The organism is Nesterenkonia ebinurensis (assembly GCF_008711175.1).
Classification (GTDB): Bacteria; Actinomycetota; Actinomycetes; order Actinomycetales; family Micrococcaceae; genus Nesterenkonia; species Nesterenkonia ebinurensis.
The window spans coordinates 45842-62988 of sequence record NZ_VWNF01000011.1 but is presented as its reverse complement, the minus strand read 5'-3'; the positions used below and the strand labels follow the sequence as shown (position 1 = coordinate 62988).

Here is a 17147-nt window from a genome sequence, read left to right as displayed (position 1 = left end):
ACGGTCGCTAGTCCGTGAATCTCCGGACCTGGGTGGCGTGGGCGGCAATGAGCTCGGTGCGCACCTCGGCGCCCAGTCCGGGGGAGGAGGGGACGGTGACGTTCCCGGCCTCCGCGGTCACCGGCGGGCTGATGACGTCCTCGGCGTAGTACTTCTTGCTGGCTGAGACATCCGAGGGCAGGGTGAAGCCCGGCAGCGAACTGATCGCCACATTGGCCAGCCGGCCGATGCCGAACTCGTGCATCCCCCCGCACCAGACCGGCCAGCCTGCCTGCTGTGCCAGGTCATGGGCAGCCCGGGCAGCGCTCAGTCCGCCCATCCGGGAGACCTTGATGTTCAGCACCCCGCCGGCCTTCAGCTCGATCGCGGTGCGCAGATCATCCAGAGTCTCCACCGACTCATCCAGGCAGACCGGGGTGTCCAGCTCGGCCTGAAGCCGGGCAGAGTCCAAGAAGTTCCGCGGGGCGAAAGGCTGCTCGATCATGGTCAGCTCGTACCGGTCCAGGGCACCGAAGACAGCCAGGGCGTCGTCGTACCCTGCCTGGCCCTGACCCGGGTAGGCGCCATTGGCGTCCACATGCACATCAAGGTCCGGATAGGCCTCACGGACCGCCTTCACCGGCTCCACATCCCAACCCGGTGCGATCTTCAGCTTGACCCGCGGGTAGCCGGAGTCCACATGCTTGGCCACCTGCACCAGCAGTTCCTCGATGCTCGGCTCAATCCCCAGCGATACCCCGGCCACCACAGACTGTCGGGTGCCGCCCAGAGCCTGGGCCAGCGACTGGCCGGACTGCGCGGCCCAGAGCGTCCAAGCAGCCATATCCACCCCCGCCTTGGCGAACCAGTGGCCGCGGATCTTGGCGAAGAGCCCGGAGACCTCATCCGGGTGCTCCCATTCCTTGCCGAGCACTGCCGGCAGCAGATATTCGGTGGCGGTGTGCCAGGCCACCGTGGTGGTCTCTGAGGCGTAGTAGGGGCCGGCCGGGGAAGCGATCTCGCCCCAACCCTTGACCCCGGAGGCATCGGTGATCTCCACCAGCAGGTGGCGCAATGAGGACTTCCGATGGCTGGAGGTCTCGAAGGAGTGCACCAGCGGCAGCTCCACATCATGGATCACGGCTTCAACAATGCGCATAGGTTCAGTCCTTCGTGAAGGTGTAGACAGCAGTGTGCGGGTCGGTGCGGGTGCAGGAGGCTGCGGCGAAGCCCTGCTCGAAGAGCCCGCGAATGGTGTGGCGCAAACCCGCGGCCAGATCAGGGTCAACCGGTTTAGCCGCAGGAAGCCCCAGATAGGTGGTGGAGCCCTCGGTGTGCAGTTCGGCTACGCCAAGAGGAGGTGGTGCGGAGCCGCCCGCCGCGGGCTCGCCCTGGTGCCCAGTGAACCGCCACTCCACGGTGATCCGGTCGGTGCCGGGCAGCCCCTGGGCATCGGGGGTGTACCAACGGCCCTGCGCGCCCAGCACATCCAGGTTGAAATGGGCATTGCGCGCCAGCAGCGGATCATAGGTCCAGCGCATCCGCTGAGCCCCGGAACGGGTAGCCAGGGAGGCCTGAACCCGTTTCAACGACCGACCCACCCCCTGACCCTGCAGGGTGGAGGAGACCACGGCCGCCTGGGAGAAATGGTAGGTATGGGCGTCGTCGCCACCCTCCACCGCAGTCCAGCCGTAGGCGAAGGCCAGCACCGTTCCGGAGGTGTCTACCGCGCCGACCACTGAGCCGGAATGGGTCAGCAGCGAGGAGAGCATACGGGGGTTCAGCGACTCGTCCTCCCCGGTGTAGCCGAAGACTCCGCGGTAGAGCTGGCAGGCCTGTTTGAGCTCGCCATAGTTTGCCAGCTCGCGGACAATCAGCCCGGAGCTCAGGGTCAGCTGCTCGGCGGGGGTGTTCGGTGCATTGCTCATCCTCCAAGCCTATCTCTGCCCGCCGCTGGGAAACTCACGTCAAGAAACTGCTGGAATGCGTGATGCGGCTGCTATTCCGACAGTTTCCTGCCGAGAGTTGGCAGAGAGCACACGGGTAGGGTGGAGTCATGCAGAAGACAGCACTGATCACTGGAGCTTCCCGCGGCATCGGCAAGGCAGTGGCCCAGGAGCTGGGCCGCGACCACCATGTGCTGGTGGGCGGGACTGATCCTGATCGGGTCAACGAGGTGGTGGCCGCCCTGCCCAGTGCCGAGCCCTTCCTCGCCGACCTGGGGGATGCTCAGGCAGTGGAGCGCGCCTGGGTGCAGGCCGGGCGGGAAACCCTGGATGTGCTGGTGCATTCGGCAGGCCTGGCCTGGATGCGGCCGGTGGCTGAGGCCCCGCTTGACGAATGGCGGCAGATGTTTGAGATCAATGTCTTCGCGGTGGCTGAGCTGACCCGGCTGACCCTGCCGGCGCTGCGCGAAGCCAGCGGGCAGGTCATCACCATCAACTCCGGATCCGGGTACGCCTCACGGGCTGGCTCCGCACTGTACTCCGGCACCAAATTCGCCCTACGCGCCTTCACCGATGCGCTGCGTGAGGAGGAGCGCGGGGCAGTGCGGGTCACCTCGCTGCATCCGGGGCAGGTGGACACTGAGATGCAGGTTGCGCTGCAGGCCTCCTACGGCAACAACGCGTACGACGGCGCCCGCTACATCTCCCCAGAGGCGGTCGCCAAAACTGCCCGGCTGGCTGTGGACAATGAGGCAGCCTCGATGATCCAGGAGCTGACCATCCGCCCGGTCAACCCCTGATCCGGTGCTTTGCTGCGGGCCGTTCAGAAGACGATCGTGGTGTTGTCGTGGCGGATGACCCGGTCCTCGCAGTGCCACTTCACCGCCCGGGAGAGCACAGCGCGCTCCACGTCTGCCCCGTAGCGGGTGAGCTGGGCGACGTCGTCGGCGTGGGAGACACGGATGACGTCCTGTTCGATGATGGGGCCCTCGTCCAGATCCTCGGTGACGTAGTGGGCGGTGGCGCCGATCAGCTTGACCCCGCGGTCCCTGGCCTTCTGGTACGGGCCGGCGCCGATGAAGGCGGGCAGGAAGCTGTGATGAATGTTGATCACCGGCACCCCTACCGTCTCCAGGAACGCTGGTGAGAGGATCTGCATATAACGGGCCAGGACCACCAGGTCCACTTTGCCCTGAAGCAGCTTCAGATGCTCGGTCTCGGCTTCCGGCTTATTGCGCCGGTCCACCGGGACGTGATGGAACTCGATCCCGAAGCGGCGGACATCCCCCTCCAGGTCGGGGTGGTTGGAGACCACCAGGGGGATCTCCATGGGCAGTTCGCCGCGGCGGTGGCGCCAAAGCAGGTCGAGCAGACAGTGGTCGGTCTTGGAGGCGAGGATCGCCACCCGCTTGGGGGCAGAGGCATCGGTGAGCTGGAAGTCCATGGAGAACCGCTGGGCCAGCCGCTCCTCGATCACCTGCTCTATTTCAGCCCGCCGCTGGGCGAAGCCGGGCAGGTGGAAGACCGTGCGCTGGAAGAACTGGCCGTCCTCGACCCCGGTGGAGTACTGGTCCAGGGTGATGATGTTGCCGCCGAGCTCTGCGATCAGCTGCGAGACGGCAGCTACGATGCCGTGCTGGTCGGGGCAGGAGATGATCAGTCGGGCGATATCGGGGCTTGGGCTCACCCGCCACATCATACGGATTTTTCCCGCAGGCGTGTTCCCTGCTAAGATTTCTAGGTCCATTCCTCCGTAGCTCAATGGCAGAGCACTCGACTGTTAATCGAGTGGTTGCTGGTTCGAGTCCAGCCGGGGGAGCGCAACGAATGGAGCCCTCTGCCCGCCCGGGCAGAGGGCTCCATTCATCTCAGGAGGAAAATTCTGTGACTGAACTCAAGCGCATCACGGTATTCACTGGGGGAGCTTCCGGCCATGACCTCACCTATCAGCAGGAGGTTCGGAATCTCGGCACATCCCTGGCCCAAGCAGGGATCGGGGTGGTCTACGGCGGCGGCAAAGTGGGGCTGATGGGTCAGGTGGCCGACTCCGCGCTCGAGGCTGGTGGTGAGGTGGTCGGTGTGATCCCTGAAGTGCTGATGGAGCGTGAAGTCGCCCATCACGGGGTGACCGACCTCCAGGTGGTGCCTGATATGCACGTGCGCAAAGCTCAGCTCGGGGAATTGGGGGATGCCTTCGTGGCCCTTCCTGGCGGAATGGGCACCCTGGAGGAGCTCTTCGAGGTGTGGACCTGGCAGTATCTGGGCATTCATGCCAAGCCGGTGGCCCTGTATAACACCAAGGGGTTCTGGAATCCGCTGCTGGAGATGATCGACCATCAGGTGGAGGAGGGGTTCATTGCCGCCTGGCGACGGGATGCCCTGGTCATCGCTGAGGAGCCCGAAGAGCTGATCGGTAAGCTGCGCGGCTGGGACCTGAAGCACTTCGAGCCCGTCCAGAGCGCCGCATAGAGAAGAGGACCGCCAACTGGCGACCCTCTTCTCTATGCGCACTGCTTAGGCGTTGATCTCCTTCTTCTCGTCCTGTCCGGAGACCTGGGTGGTCTCCCCGGTGCTGGAGAGAATCCGGATCCGGTGGGGCTTCTCCTCGGCGTAGACCCCGGGTACCACAACCTTCAGCACACCATGGGTGTACTCGGCGGTGATGGAGCCCTCGTCCACGTCCGCCGGCAGGGTCACGGTGCGGGAGAAGCTGCCGTAGCGCACCTCGCGCAAACCCTCAGCCTCGTTCTGGCTGCGGCGCTCGCCGGAGATGGTCAGAGTGCGGCCGGTCAGCTCCACGGAAATGTCGTTCTCCGGGTCGATACCGGGCAGATCAGCCTGCAGCACCAGGTTTTCGCCGTCCCGGTGAGCGTCCACCGCGGGCACGAACCTGGAATTGCGCTGGACTTCCTGGGCCAACGGGCTGCGGATCAAGCGCACCATGTCGTCGAACACGGAGAAGGGATCCAAGCGGGTCAAAGTGGTGTTGGTCATCAGTAATCAGCTCCTTTTGCGAAAGCAACTCATCACCTACAACGGTGAGATCAGTGCCGTCTTGACACTGTCAGTGATGCATAACGACGCCGTCCGCTCACCTATTCCCGCAACTTGAGTCAGTTTCGCTCAATTTTCTCGGAGAGGTTATGTCTCCTGTGATTCACGAAACTGACTTAGGATGACCTTTCTTGTAGGGTGAGGTTCATGTCTACTGAGTCCGCCACAGCAGCCAAGACCGCGCAATCCTCTGCCCGACCAGCCCGGAAGCCACGGGTCCAACGCCTGCTTGAGGTAGTAGGTACTGAGCAGCTCACCGCGCATATGATTCGGGTGGTGCTCGGCGGCGAGCAGTTTGGCGATATCGAGTTCAAGTCTGACACTGACCAGTACATCAAGCTGCTCTTCGCTGACCCAGCCCTGGGACTGACCCGGCCCTACGATCTGGACGCTCTGCGCGAGCAGCTGGAACCTGGGCAGATGCCGGTGACTCGCACCTACACCATCCGGCACATCGACTGGGAGAACCAGCAGATCTGGGTGGATTTCGTGATCCACGGCGACGAGGGGATCGCCGGTCCCTGGGCGGCCAATGCCCAACCTGGGGATACGATCAGCTTCTTTGGGCCCGGCTCGGGCTACGCGCCGCGGCCTGAGGCCGACTTCCACCTCATCGCAGGCGATGAGTCGGCCCTGCCGGCCATTGCAGCAGCCGTGGAGAGCCTGGGCAGTCAGGCCCGGGGCGTCGTCGTAGTGGAAGTCCGTGACAGCAGCCATGAGGTGCCCTTTGCCGCTCCCGAGGGTGTGGAGGTCACCTGGCTGCATCGCGGTGAATTTACCCCTGAATCAGCCAAGCTGGCCCAGCATCTGCAGACTGTGCAGATCCCTGAGGGGGATGTGCAGGTATTCATCCACGGTGAGCGCGAGCAGATGAAGTTGATTCGCAGGCTGCTGGTCACCGAGCGTGGGCTGGACCGCAAGGGCATGTCACTGTCCGCCTACTGGGCCTACGGCCGTAGAGAAGACGCCTTCCAAGCTGAGAAGAGACTGCCGATCGGCAAGATCGACCCCGAGTAAGCGACGCGCCCGCCTCGGGACCCGCTCCGCTGTGCGGAGCAGCGGCGCGGCGTGCAGTTCCAAGCAGAGAAGCGCACGCCCAACGGTAATAGCACCTAAGGTACGCCGAGAGGCGGCGGCAGGAGTCGTGATGTTGGGCACCTGTGCCAATGCTTTGGGCTGGTGCGGGTTAGGTCACGGCCTACAGCGCCCCGGGACCAGCACTGACCCCGGCGCTGGTGCCGATGATCAGTGCGACGATCAGCCAGCCCACCAGTACCAGCACGGTCAGCGCCGCGCAGATCCCGCCATAGCGGGTGTAGCCGGAGAGTCGGTGGTCCGCCTGGTCCCGCATGGTTCCGGAGAGCAGCAGAAACAGATCGATGACAGTCCAGGCCCCCACCACCCCGATCAGCGCTGAGCCGATATTGGTCACCCCGGCTGTCATGAGCACCGCTCCGGCACAGCACAGCGTGGTCTTCAGCACCGCAGTGGGGATATAGCCCAGGTAATAGCGCTGCGCGCCGAGCGGGCCCAAGAACAGCGCCAGAGCCCAGGCGATCAGAAACTTCTTCTCAGATTCAGGCTGATTCTCGAAGGCCTGCCGGTCATCTTCGGTGTAGGTATTGGCGTAGAGCTCATCGAGGTCATAGTCACCGGCCATGCTTGAGATTCTACTGCTGTCGGGAGTGCGCGCTGGCCCCCTGTACCGGACAGTAGGTGGTAGTTTGGACATAATTGTCCGCTTCTCAACTATGGATGGAGGCGCTGTCTTGGCGCAGCAGCACACCAAGAGCACGGCACCGAAACCTTCGCTGTTCGAGATCGCCAAGGTTCTGGTGCGGCTGGGACCCAAACAGATCAACGACGAGATTGCCCTGGCCGCAGCCCAGATGAAGGCCAAGGGGATCGCCGCCGGTATTGCTGCTGCGCTGATGGTGGTGGGCCTGGTCTTTGTCACCTTCCTGGTGGTTGCGCTCATTGTGGCAGCCATCGCCGGGCTGCACGCCGCCGGACTCGCCCTCTGGCTGGCCGCGCTCATCGTAGCCGGCGCCTTCCTGCTGATTGCTGCGATCTTCGCGCTGATCGGGGTGTTCAAGCTCAAAAGGACCATGCCGCTGAAGCCTGAGGATGCCATCCGCGGTTTCCGGTTGGACCTCGGTGTGGCCCGTGAAGGCACTGGCTTCGATCCCAAGACCCTGGACCGCCAGGATGAGCAGAAGCGCCGCGCCAAAGCCGAGGCTAAGCGCAAGGCCGCCGAGCAGAAGAAGCGCGATGCCAAGACACCTGGTGCCGGAAAGCCGCAGCAGCCCAGTTACTCCGAGCTGCTGCGCCGCACCGCCCTGCGCCGGGACCACATCGCCGGGCTGCAGGACCAGGTGCGCAGCCGCTTCCCCAAGAAGAAACCCGCCGATGACGAACTGGCCAGTTCGCCGATCGCCCAGGCGCCGCCGGCAGCACCTGCTCCAGAGGCCAGCGGTGCCAAATCGGAGAAGTCCGGCGCTCAGCAGTTTCTGGCCCAGCGGTGGAAGCCGTTAGCCGTGGCCGGAGGGGCTACCGCCGCCGCTGGTGCGTTCCTACGTGAGCTGATCAAGAAATAGACTGAACGGGTGAGAATCATTGGTGCCGGAACCCGCCAGGGTTTCGAGTACACCGTGCATCAGACGTTCTGGACCGTGCCGAACGTCGTCACTGTGCTGCGCTTCCTGCTGGTGCCGGTATTCGTGCTCTTGGTCCGTGAGGACCAGTACATGGAAGCGTTCTGGGTGCTGGTAGCACTGGCCGCCACAGACTGGATCGACGGGTTCATCGCCCGGTTCTTCAACCAGATGTCCACAGTGGGCCGCTGGCTGGACCCGTTGGCCGACCGGGTATCGATGATCATCGTCACCTTGACCCTGGTGTACTTCGAGATCGCCCCGGACTGGCTGATCTGGGCCATTCTGATCCCGGACCTGGTGCTGTTCGCCCACGCGGCACTGTTCTTCGCCGGGACCCCGCATCTGCCGGTCTCCGGGATGGGTAAGTTCCGCACCGCCTGCCTGATGATCAGTCTGCCCATGCTCCTGCTGGCGCAGCTCCCGGAGTTCCAGGAGCGCCTCAACGGGCTCTTTCCCCTGGTGACCGAATCGCTGCTGATTGCCGGAGTGGTGATGCATATCATCGCCTCCATTGACTATCTCCTCCAGGCTCAGGCCAAGTTCTGGCGGCTTCGCAGGGCGGGGATCAACCCTTGGAAGCGCAGCACCTGGGCCCGGATCGGGATCAGCGCCGAGCATCAGGATCCGCTGCTGACCGGAGCTGTTCCGCGTATCACCGACGCAGACCAGAGCCCGGGGGCTCCAGGGGCCGCCGCTGCGACGCCGAGGAGGGCCCGCGCCCAGTGAGCGTCCCGAAGCCGCTGACCGTGCTCATCGCCGCCGACACCTACCCGCCCGATGTCAACGGGGCTGCCGTTTTCGGCTACCGGCTGGCCAAGCATATGACCGCCCGCGGGCATAATGTGCACATCGCCGCCGCACGCTCGGGCCCCGGCCCGGACACCGTGGAGCACCGGGATGAGGCCACTATCCACCGGTTTCGATCGTTCAAGGCTCCCACTCACGAGTACTACCGGCTCTGCCTGCCGCCGCTGGTGGAACCAGCCATGCGTCGTCTGGTCCGTGAGCTGCAGCCTGATGTAGTGCATGTGCAGTGCCACTACATGATCGGCAAGGCAGCGATCCTGGCCGCTGAGGCCGCCCGGGTGCGCCTGATCGCCACCAACCACTTTATGCCGGAGAACCTGGACCCCTTCATGCCCTTCCCGCAATGGTTCAAGAACATCATCTCGAAGAACTCCTGGCGGGATATGGGCCAGCTGATGCGCAAAGCCGCAGTGGTCACCACCCCCACCCCGCTGGCCGCGGAGACCATGAAGGCCAAGGGCGGGTTCGAGCATGTGCTGCCGCTCTCCAACGGGATCGATGTGAACTACTACAGCCCCCAACCCGGGGAGGCCATCCCCAGGCGAGAGAAGCCCACGGTGCTGTTCGTGGGCCGGCTGGCCGTGGAGAAGAACGTGGATGTGCTCATCGATGCGGTGGCCAAGACCGACCCCGGGCTGCAGATCGCCGCTGAGATCGTCGGCGACGGCGAGCAGCGGGATAAGCTCCGAGACCAGGTCACCGACCTGGGACTGCAGGACCGGGTCACCTTCCGCGGGCATATCGACGACGCCGCCCTCCGGGAGTCCTATCTGGCAGCGGAGGTGTTCTGCCAGCCCGGCACTGCTGAGCTGCAGTCACTGGTCTCCCTGGAAGCGATGAGCGCAGGTAAGCCAGTGGTGCTGGCCGATGCCTTGGCCCTGCCGCACCTGGTGGCCGAGGGCGAGAACGGCTACCTGTTCACTCCCTATGACAGCGACCACCTGGCCGCCCAGCTCAACCGGATCTTCCACCTCTCCCCGGGGGAGCGGGTGGCGATGGGCGCGGTCAGCCGGGAGAAGGCCAACCAGCACGCCATCGATAAGACTATGGCCTCCTATGAAGCGCTCTATTACGGGCACGACTGGGTGGAGACCGGTCAGTTCGAAGACTGGTGAAGTGAGCCCGCCAAGCTGACCAGCCGATCAGCGGAGTTCTCCCAGGAGTAGGCCAGGCTGCGTCGGTGGGCGGCCCTGCTGGCCTCAGCAAAAGTTCCCGGGCTCTCCAGGCGGATGACGGCCTCAGCCAGTCTCGCGGCATCCCTTCGTTGACCCTCCTCAAGCGCCTGCCCGCATCGGGGGCAATCCTCAGTCGCTGCCGAAATTGCGCCGCAAGCGCCGCATTCCACTCGGCTCAGTCGTCTCTCGGAGGAGGAGCTCGGGGAAGGGCGGTTCTTCACTTGGTTAAATCGGGCGTCGTCGTTGTTCACCAGTTGGGCTGCCGGGGTGTTGGAGAGATTCCCGGCGACCTCCCGGAAGATGGGCAGATCAGAGGTGATCACCGGGGTGCCGTGGCTCAGCGCCTCCACCACCGGCAGGCAGAACCCTTCAGCCTTGGACAGGGTCACCAGGGCGGTGGCCCGGCGCAGCAGCCGGTGGTAGTCCTGCTCGCTGATCCCGTGGTGGAATACCAGCTGGCCGGGCCGCTCGGCGAGCCCGCTCAGCTGCGCCCGCTGGGCCGGCTCCACCGGAGAGCACAGGTGCAGTCGGTAGTCCGGCAGCAGGTTCAGCCCGGCGATCAGCCCCGATACGTTCTTGTACTCCATGAAGGAGCCCATGTAGACCAGCTCCTTGGTCGGCCGGTTGCCGGGGTCGCGCGGGGAGGCCACCGCCTGGGGAGCATTGGGAACCAGATGCACCGGTCGCCTGGTGAGCCGGTGCCTGCTGATCAGATCCGCGGTGGTCTGCGAGACCGTGGCCACCGCGTCGGCCCGGTTCAGTGCCACCCGCTGCGGGGTGTAGCTGAGGTGGTAGGCCCGCCAACCCAGCCGGACAGGGGCGGGGAGGTTCTTCGGCGGGGTGCGGTGCTGGTAGTAGATGAGGTCGTGCAGGGTGAGGATCAGCCGGTAGCGCCGGCCCAGGCTGCCCATAGTCTGCATGGGCGAGAAGACCACGTCGGGGGAGTGCCGGTTCAGCTGCCGGGCTACGAACGGCTCGGCCGGCCCGGTGGGTGAGCTGATCCTCAGATGGGGCAGGTCAGGCAGCAGGTTCAGCTGCCCCGGGTCGCTGATCAGCATGGTGATCTCTGCCTTGGATGCGGCGGCTGCCACCAGGGAGGCCGTGTATCGGGAGATGCCGTCATGCACCCGGGTGCGCACATACCGGCAGTCGACGAAGAGCCTCATGGGCACAGTCTTTCACTTCCAGCTTCTGTACGGCCTGACCTGGGATGATATAGCTTATGACGCCGCCTGGCCGCGAGTTCTGGATTGAGGCACCTGGCTCTGCCCGGGTGCGGCATACCGCCCTGCCGGAGCCGGGGCCAGAGGAGATGCTCATCGAGACAGAGTGCTCAGCGATCTCCCCGGGCACCGAAACCCTGGTCTACCGCGGGGAGGTCCCTGAGGCGGTGGCGGATCTGATGGCAGCCCCGCAGCAGCTGGGCGAGCTGCCCTGCCCGGTCAGCCACGGCTATCTCAATGTGGGCACGGTGATCCGCGGTCCCCAGGAGCTGCTCGGCCAGCGGGTCTTCACCCTCTCCGGGCACCGCAGCCATGTGGTCGCCGCTGCCCGGGACTGCCACCTGGTGCCGGAGGGCATGTCCAGTGAGCGTGCCCTGCTGGCCGGGATCGCTGAGGTCGGCCTCAACGCCGTGTGGGAGTCCCGGTCCAGCCTGGGCGACCGGATCGCGGTGGTGGGTGCGGGTCTGGTGGGTCTGGTGACCGCGCTGTTGGTCCAGCGGCTCACCCCTTCTCGGCTCCAGGTGGTGGAAGTCGACTCTGGCAGACGCGCAATTGCTGAGCAGCTGGGACTCGATGCGGTCGGCCCTGAGAAGGCGCAGGGGGATAACGATGCCGTGCTCCACACCTCGGCCAGTGAGCCCGGGCTGGCCCGGGCCCTGGAGATCACCGGTGACGACGGCGTCGTGGTGGAGATGTCCTGGTACGGCGCCCAGCAGCCCCGGGTGCCGCTGGGCGCGGACTTCCACGCTCGCCGGCTGAGCCTGGTCTCCACCCAGGTGGGCCAGGTGGCTGCGCCCAAGCGGCTGCGTCGTACCCGCCGGGAGCGGCTGACCGCGGCCCTGAACCTGCTCGATGAGCGGTTCGATGCGCTGGTGACCGGGCACTCGCCGCTTGAGCAGCTGCCCGCAGTGATGGAGGACTTCGCCTGTGGCAAGGTCTGGACCCGGGATGAGATCCTGCATGTTGTCACCTACTGAGGAGCTTTTTGATGGTTGAGCAGATACCGGTGTTCCGGCTGAGCGTGGATGACCACGTGATGATCGCCCACTCCCTTCCCGGAGAGTTCTTCGGGCCTGCCCAGCAGCTGCACGGCGCCACCCTGGCGATCACCGCCACCTTCGAGCGCCGTGGCCTGGACGAGCACGGGGTGGTGATGGACATCGGGCTGGCCTCCGAGCTGCTGGCCGGGGTGCTTCAGCCGCTGCGCTATCAGAATCTGGACGAGCATCCGGACTTTGCGGGGAAGATCTCCACCACCGAGGTGGTCTGTCAGTATGTGGGACTCCAGCTTGTTGAGGCGCTGCCGGAGGGCCACGGGCTTCTGGCCCTGGAGGTGGCCGCGGAGGAGCATCCACGGGCCCGAGCCTCCGTGCGGATCGACCTGGAGCCGTGAGCAGCGCAGGACCGGTGCTGTGGGTGGAGCCCCGGCTGGGCACCATCAGCGGCGGGTTGCGGTACAACCAGCAGTTGCGTGCCGCGCTGGCGGCCCGGGGGGTGACGGTGGAGACGCTGCGTCTTCCTCCAGAGCGCTTCAGGAATGGATCAGGGCAGAGGACCGTGGAGCAGGCTCGGGCTCGTCTGGCCCCAGCACTGCTGGTAGTTGACGGGTTGATCGGCTCCGCACATCCTGAGCTCTTCGAGGAATCGCTCCTGTCGGGCCAAACCGTACTGTTGATACACCTTCCGCTAGCCGCGGCGCTCGCCGCTGAAGGTGTCGGTGATCCGGATGCGGTGACCCGTGAGAAGTGGGCGGTCCTGGAGGCTGACCATGTCGTCACGGTCAGTCGATGGGGCGCTGGCGAGCTGCGGCGCCGCTACCGGAGGCAGAATATAGCAGTGGCCCACCCCGGAAGCAGCGTCGAGGTAACCCCTCGCTCACCCGACCCGAGTCCGAATCGCACTGCGCTCCGCGACAACTACACCGGGTTTTCTCATCTACACCGCCATATAACCCGGTGTCTTCATGAAAAGGAGGTGTACTTTGTGGCAGCAGCCACCCTTAACCCGGTGAAAAACCATACTTTGCTCGGCCAGGCACTGGAGCCGCTATTGGACCTGGACTGGCAGCTGGTGCTGGCCGGACCGGGTGCCGACTCAGAGTTCGGGCAACAGATTCTCCGCGATCTTCAGGGGAGACTGCCTGGCCGCGTGGAGCACCGTGGCGTGCTGGACTCGGAGCAGATGGGCGCGCTGTGGGCGGAGGCAGACCTGCTCCTGCTGCCCTCCCTGGTGGAGACCTACGGGATGGTGGTTACCGAGGCCTGCGCCCATGGGGTGCCGGCCTTCGTGTCTGCGGGCACCGGAGCGGAGGAGGCCGCTGGTGAGGCCGGCATCCCGTTGGATCCACAGGAATCGGCTGCCTGGACTGCCCGCCTACGCCGCTTTCTGGAGGAACCCGAGGACCGGGCCGAGCTGCGGGAAACGGCACTGCGGCGTCGTCGTACTCTGCCGACCTGGGAGGAGGCTGCCCAGGTCTTCGCCACCCTCAGTTAGGATGGAGCGACGTGCTCAGCGCGCTCGGGGAGTTAGCTCAGTTGGTTAGAGCAGAGGACTCATAATCCTTGGGTCGCGGGTTCAAGTCCCGCACTCCCTACAGAGAAGACACCGCACTCCCTACAGAGAAAGGTCGCTGACTAGGACTTCTCCTAGATCGGCGACCTTTTCTATCTCTGCTAACTGCAGCTACCCAGTGCAAGCTTTGGAGAAATCATCCGCCGAGCTGGCGACCGTTGTGGGGCTGCTGATAGCTGGCCGCAAGGGCTCGCAGGTTCACATCCTGTCCGGTTGGACCTATCAAACAGCGGCTCAGTCACCAGCTGTGTGATCCTTGAGCGCCTCGCGGCGCTTCTTCGAGGCCCTCCCCCCGAGTTTGGCCACATTTCGTACCGAAGACACCAAAGAGAATCCTTCACGACGGCGATTCGCCGCCCGGATCCACGTAGCTGCCCCTATCCCGGCCACGACAGCACCCGGTACGGAGATCCCAGCGACCTTCGGCGGAGTCTCCCGAGAGATCAGCTGCGCAGAAGATAGCAAGGCAGCAGCGCTGATGAGCCCGTCCACCACATTATCGGTGAGGCGGTCAGGATCGTGAATACTGAAGTTCACCGTCATCGTGCCCTGCCTGACACCCTTGATGAGTTCCGAGAGATCATCCGGAAGACTCTTGACCAGCCGCCTCCACCTGAGACCGCTGGAGGCAAATTCACGGGCGATTCGGCGCGGATTCAGATAGGAGAGCATAATGCGCCGAACGTAGGGGCTCATCAGCTCTTCGATGTTGAGACCCACCCCTACGGCACTGCTCAATCCCTGCAGCTGAAGCAGCACCCGGACCAGCAGCATAAAGTCACCCGGGAGAACCAGCCCATAGTGATGGAGAAGATCCATAGCCTGATTGACCAGAGCAGGGATGTCGATCTGTCCGACACCGACAGAAATATGGCGGTCGAACCAGCCACCCAGGTCGGCGCGTAGCTGAGCAATGTCCGTTGAGGGCGGCGGGTTGGCGATTTCAATCAGGATATTGGCAAATGCTTCGGCATCCTGAAAGCCCAGTGCCAGAACAATCCATTCCATCTGTTCCCGCCGCGCCGGAGTGAAGCGGCCAATGTCGCCAAAGTCGAGAAGGGCAAGCTTACGGCCAGGCATCACCATGAGATTCCCAGGCTGCGGGTCCGCGTGGAACGTCCCGTGTTCAAAGATCATCTCGAAGTACACAGAGACGACCTTGTTGGTTAAGTCCTCTACCTTCCAGCCGCTGCCCTGAATGGCCTTGGCATCACGAAGGGGTGTGCCCTTAACTCTGGTCATCGTCAGGACACGTCCGCTGCACAGTTCCTCATATGGCTGGGGCACATAGAGATCCTCGTGATGAGACAGCTTGTCTCGAAAAGTCCGCAAGTTTGCCAACTCCACCCTCATGTCCACCGCGTCTCTGAGCATCGTCGAGAACTCTTGAGCAATCTGGACCGGGCGGTACTGTTGAGCACCTGGATCGTTATGCTGCCACAAATGGGCCAGAGCAGTGATGATCTCCAAGTCTTCCCGTGCCCGAACATCGGCACCGTGGTGGATTACTTTGACGACCACCTCAGTGCCATCAGAAAGTGTGGCGCTATGAACCTGCGCTACTGAGGCAGAGGCCAGAGGTTCTGGGGAGAAGCTGGCAAAGAGGTCATTTACTGGAGCGCCAAGTTCGTTCTCAACGGTCCCGATGACCACTGAGGCTTCATCGGCGGTGACTGATGAATCCAGTTGGCTCAGCTCAGCAGCAACAGTGGGGCCCACCACATCGGGGCGGAGACTGAGCATCTGACCCAGCTTGATCCACGCCGTTCCCAACTCCATCATGGCCCCTCGCAGAAGCTCTCCGAGTGACTTATCTACAACAGCGGGATCAGATAACTTCAGCCGCCCACGAAGAAGCGGCTCCAGAGAGTTCACCACATCTTTGCTGACAGTATCGGCGAGACCATACGTGGCGAGAACACTGATCACCTCGCGGAAACGCTTACGATGTTCGGTAAGTGTGAGCAGCGCACTAGCGTTGTGCATAAAGACCCTCTAACGTTTCGATCCCATAGGTAGGTTGCTGAACCCCTCTGGTCCATAATAGACGCGCATGGTGCCATGGGTCAGCGGTCGGGAGCAGGAATCATAGGGGAGAGCGCTCATGACGCGGTAGCCTGAAGAGATGAGGACAGACGGGGTCCCCAGTGATCTGTGGACCGAGATGCAGGCCGAGGGTTACGACAATCCAGATAGCCCCATGTTCGCGCCAGAACTACTGGACAACACAACGTCATTCCTTTCTCACTTAGCGGCTGATGGTCGCGCACTAGAGTTCGCGATCGGAACAGGACGAGTTGCACTTCCCCTGCATGCCCGGGGTGTAGAGGTCTCTGGAATCGAGTATTCCGAAGCCATGGCTACACGACTAAGACAGAAAACAACAGAGATTCCCGTTGTCATTGGAGACATGGCGACGACGCGCGTGGAGGGAGAGTTCACGCTGGTATATCTCGTGTTCAACACAATTGGGAATCTCTTCACGCAGGATGCGCAGGTGGAGTGTTTCCGCAACGCCGCTCGCCACCTTGTCCCAGGAGGCCGGTTCGTGGTCGAAGTCGGTGTGCCAGCATTGCGCCGGCTGCCTCCAGGCCAACAGGCGATACCCTTCGACGTCTCGGTTGATCACCTCGGGTTTGACACCTATGACCTCGTTACTCAGCGTGCGATCTCGCACCACTACCTGCGAAAGGAAGACGGGTCGTACCGCTATATGCCGCATAACTTCCGTTACGTGTGGCCCTCGGAACTCGATCTTATGGCTCGGCTTGCGGACCTAGAGTTCGAGGTGCGGTTTGCAGACTGGCAGAAGCAACCATTCAGCGGCGAGAGCACCTCGCATGTCTCGGTGTGGCGTCGGCCAACTACATAGACGCTAGCTTCACCCGGCCACAGGGCAACATATTCGGAGCCCATGTCATCCTTCAGAATGGTCTTTGGTCCTAACCCTTGCGGTGCCATAACCGGCGTGCTTGTATTTCCCTCGTGCTTCTGCGTCTTCTGAGTCGCTATCTGCGGCGATATTGGCCTTTTGATTGGGGTACTGGACTTCCTAGTTCGCCTCAGCTCTGGCCGCTCTGGTCCTACCCACCCTGAACGCCTCCATCATCGATGAGGGTGTAGCACATGGCGACGCCCCTTACATCTTGCGCACCGGAGCGTGGATGCTTGGCGTGGCGCTGCTGCAGATCCTCGCAGCTGTCGTAGCCACCTTCTACGCCGCTCACGCCGCCATGAGTGTGGGCCGTGACCTGCGTAACGACATCTTCTCCCGTGTTACCGACGTTCTCCGAACGGGAGGTTTCCAGCTTCGGCGCCGGGTCGCTGATCACCCGCAACACCAACGACGTCCAGCAAGTCCAGATGCTAGCGATGATAAGCATCAACAATGCTGGTGATGGCCCCCATGATGTCCATCGGCGGCATCATCATGGCCATACGCCAAGTTGTGGGGCTCAGCTGGATCCTCGCCATTTCCATCCCCGTGGTTCTCGTAGTCGCCGGTATCGTCATCGCCTGCATCAGCCCCACACAAGGGAATCCGAGAGTTCCCCAGACGATCGGCGGAGAGCGGAAATGACCCGGATCCGCGAAGGGCTCGCAGGTTCAGATAACAACTATTTGGCGGCCGGAAGTGGAACCAATCGGAACATCCTGCGTCGTCTGGAACCCTGGTGGACGTACTTCGAACACCGGTGACAACATCCGGAACGCATGTGAGCATCTAGGGCGTTC

17 protein-coding genes, 2 tRNA genes and 1 pseudogene are annotated in these 17147 nt (G+C 63.5%); 13 read left to right on the top strand and 7 right to left on the bottom strand.

Features of this window, described 5'->3' with window-relative positions; all coding sequences use genetic code 11:
• Positions 1–7 precede the first annotated feature (7 nt).
• Positions 8–1138, bottom strand: a complete 1131-nt coding sequence (gene menC, locus F0311_RS04130; RefSeq protein WP_150460694.1) for an o-succinylbenzoate synthase — start codon at positions 1136–1138, stop codon at positions 8–10.
• A gap of 4 nt (positions 1139–1142) precedes the next feature.
• The gene (locus F0311_RS04125; protein WP_150460693.1) at positions 1143–1907 is read right to left on the bottom strand and encodes a GNAT family N-acetyltransferase; all 765 of its coding nucleotides are present in this window, start codon (positions 1905–1907) and stop codon (positions 1143–1145) included.
• Between the two features lie 128 nt (positions 1908–2035).
• On the opposite strand from F0311_RS04125, the gene F0311_RS04120 reads away from it, so the two are divergent.
• Positions 2036–2725, top strand: coding sequence for an SDR family oxidoreductase (locus F0311_RS04120; protein ID WP_150460692.1), 690 nt, complete (start codon positions 2036–2038; stop codon positions 2723–2725).
• A gap of 23 nt (positions 2726–2748) precedes the next feature.
• On the opposite strand, the gene purU is transcribed toward F0311_RS04120, so the two are convergent.
• Positions 2749–3612, bottom strand: coding sequence for a formyltetrahydrofolate deformylase (gene purU / locus F0311_RS04115; RefSeq protein WP_396897417.1), 864 nt, complete (start codon positions 3610–3612; stop codon positions 2749–2751).
• A 60-nt stretch (positions 3613–3672) separates the two neighbouring features.
• Between purU and F0311_RS04110 the strand changes: the two genes are divergently transcribed.
• Together F0311_RS04110 and F0311_RS04105 are read left to right on the top strand one after the other, a co-directional pair.
• Positions 3673–3744: transfer RNA gene (locus F0311_RS04110), tRNA-Asn, on the top strand.
• A gap of 65 nt (positions 3745–3809) precedes the next feature.
• A complete protein-coding gene (locus F0311_RS04105; RefSeq protein ID WP_223881123.1) occupies positions 3810–4394 on the top strand; it encodes an LOG family protein in 585 nt (194 codons plus the stop codon).
• 45 nt (positions 4395–4439) lie between these two features.
• On the opposite strand, the gene F0311_RS04100 is transcribed toward F0311_RS04105, so the two are convergent.
• A complete protein-coding gene (locus F0311_RS04100) occupies positions 4440–4919 on the bottom strand; it encodes an Hsp20/alpha crystallin family protein (protein WP_150460689.1) in 480 nt (159 codons plus the stop codon).
• 207 nt (positions 4920–5126) lie between these two features.
• Here F0311_RS04100 and F0311_RS04095 point away from each other — a divergent pair, with 207 nt between their 5' ends.
• Complete coding sequence (locus tag F0311_RS04095; protein WP_150460688.1) at positions 5127–5996, top strand: siderophore-interacting protein; 870 nt, start codon at positions 5127–5129, stop codon at positions 5994–5996.
• 181 nt (positions 5997–6177) lie between these two features.
• On the opposite strand, the gene F0311_RS04090 is transcribed toward F0311_RS04095, so the two are convergent.
• Positions 6178–6639, bottom strand: coding sequence for an NINE protein (locus F0311_RS04090; RefSeq protein ID WP_191089727.1), 462 nt, complete (start codon positions 6637–6639; stop codon positions 6178–6180).
• Positions 6640–6748: 109 nt separating this feature from the next.
• Between F0311_RS04090 and F0311_RS04085 the strand changes: the two genes are divergently transcribed.
• From F0311_RS04085 to F0311_RS04075, 3 genes are read left to right on the top strand one after another with little or no spacing between them, the layout of a single operon-like run.
• A complete protein-coding gene (locus F0311_RS04085) occupies positions 6749–7576 on the top strand; it encodes a phage holin family protein (RefSeq protein ID WP_191089726.1) in 828 nt (275 codons plus the stop codon).
• A gap of 9 nt (positions 7577–7585) precedes the next feature.
• Positions 7586–8362: a CDP-alcohol phosphatidyltransferase family protein gene (locus F0311_RS04080; protein WP_150460685.1), complete on the top strand. Its 777-nt coding sequence runs from the start codon at positions 7586–7588 to the stop codon at positions 8360–8362.
• A complete protein-coding gene (locus F0311_RS04075) occupies positions 8359–9558 on the top strand; it encodes a glycosyltransferase (protein WP_150460684.1) in 1200 nt (399 codons plus the stop codon). The genes F0311_RS04080 and F0311_RS04075 overlap by 4 nt, the downstream gene beginning before the upstream one ends.
• On the opposite strand, the gene F0311_RS04070 is transcribed toward F0311_RS04075, so the two are convergent.
• On the bottom strand, positions 9540–10784 hold the full coding sequence (locus tag F0311_RS04070; protein WP_150460683.1) for a glycosyltransferase: 1245 nt from the start codon (positions 10782–10784) through the stop codon (positions 9540–9542). The two genes, F0311_RS04075 and F0311_RS04070, sit on opposite strands and share 19 nt — an antisense overlap.
• A gap of 56 nt (positions 10785–10840) precedes the next feature.
• Between F0311_RS04070 and F0311_RS04065 the strand changes: the two genes are divergently transcribed.
• The 4 genes from F0311_RS04065 to F0311_RS04050 all read left to right on the top strand — a co-directional run bounded on the left by F0311_RS04065 (position 10841) and on the right by F0311_RS04050 (position 13434).
• Positions 10841–11818 (top strand): MDR/zinc-dependent alcohol dehydrogenase-like family protein, encoded by a 978-nt coding sequence (locus tag F0311_RS04065; protein ID WP_150460682.1) that lies wholly within the window; start codon positions 10841–10843, stop codon positions 11816–11818.
• Positions 11819–11829: 11 nt separating this feature from the next.
• A complete protein-coding gene (locus F0311_RS04060) occupies positions 11830–12234 on the top strand; it encodes a 6-pyruvoyl trahydropterin synthase family protein (RefSeq protein ID WP_396897416.1) in 405 nt (134 codons plus the stop codon).
• On the top strand, positions 12231–13334 hold the full coding sequence (locus F0311_RS04055; RefSeq protein WP_150460681.1) for a glycosyltransferase family 4 protein: 1104 nt from the start codon (positions 12231–12233) through the stop codon (positions 13332–13334). The genes F0311_RS04060 and F0311_RS04055 overlap by 4 nt, the downstream gene beginning before the upstream one ends.
• A 26-nt stretch (positions 13335–13360) precedes the next feature.
• Positions 13361–13434, top strand: a tRNA-Met gene (locus tag F0311_RS04050).
• A 212-nt stretch (positions 13435–13646) separates the two neighbouring features.
• On the opposite strand, the gene F0311_RS04045 is transcribed toward F0311_RS04050, so the two are convergent.
• Positions 13647–15155: an ABC1 kinase family protein gene (locus tag F0311_RS04045; RefSeq protein WP_223881175.1), complete on the bottom strand. Its 1509-nt coding sequence runs from the start codon at positions 15153–15155 to the stop codon at positions 13647–13649.
• A 382-nt stretch (positions 15156–15537) separates the two neighbouring features.
• Between F0311_RS04045 and F0311_RS04040 the strand changes: the two genes are divergently transcribed.
• Positions 15538–16284, top strand: coding sequence for a class I SAM-dependent DNA methyltransferase (locus F0311_RS04040; protein WP_150460679.1), 747 nt, complete (start codon positions 15538–15540; stop codon positions 16282–16284).
• A 113-nt stretch (positions 16285–16397) separates the two neighbouring features.
• A pseudogene (locus tag F0311_RS18965) lies at positions 16398–16941 on the top strand (ABC transporter transmembrane domain-containing protein); the annotation flags it as partial.
• Positions 16942–17147: the final 206 nt, after the last annotated feature.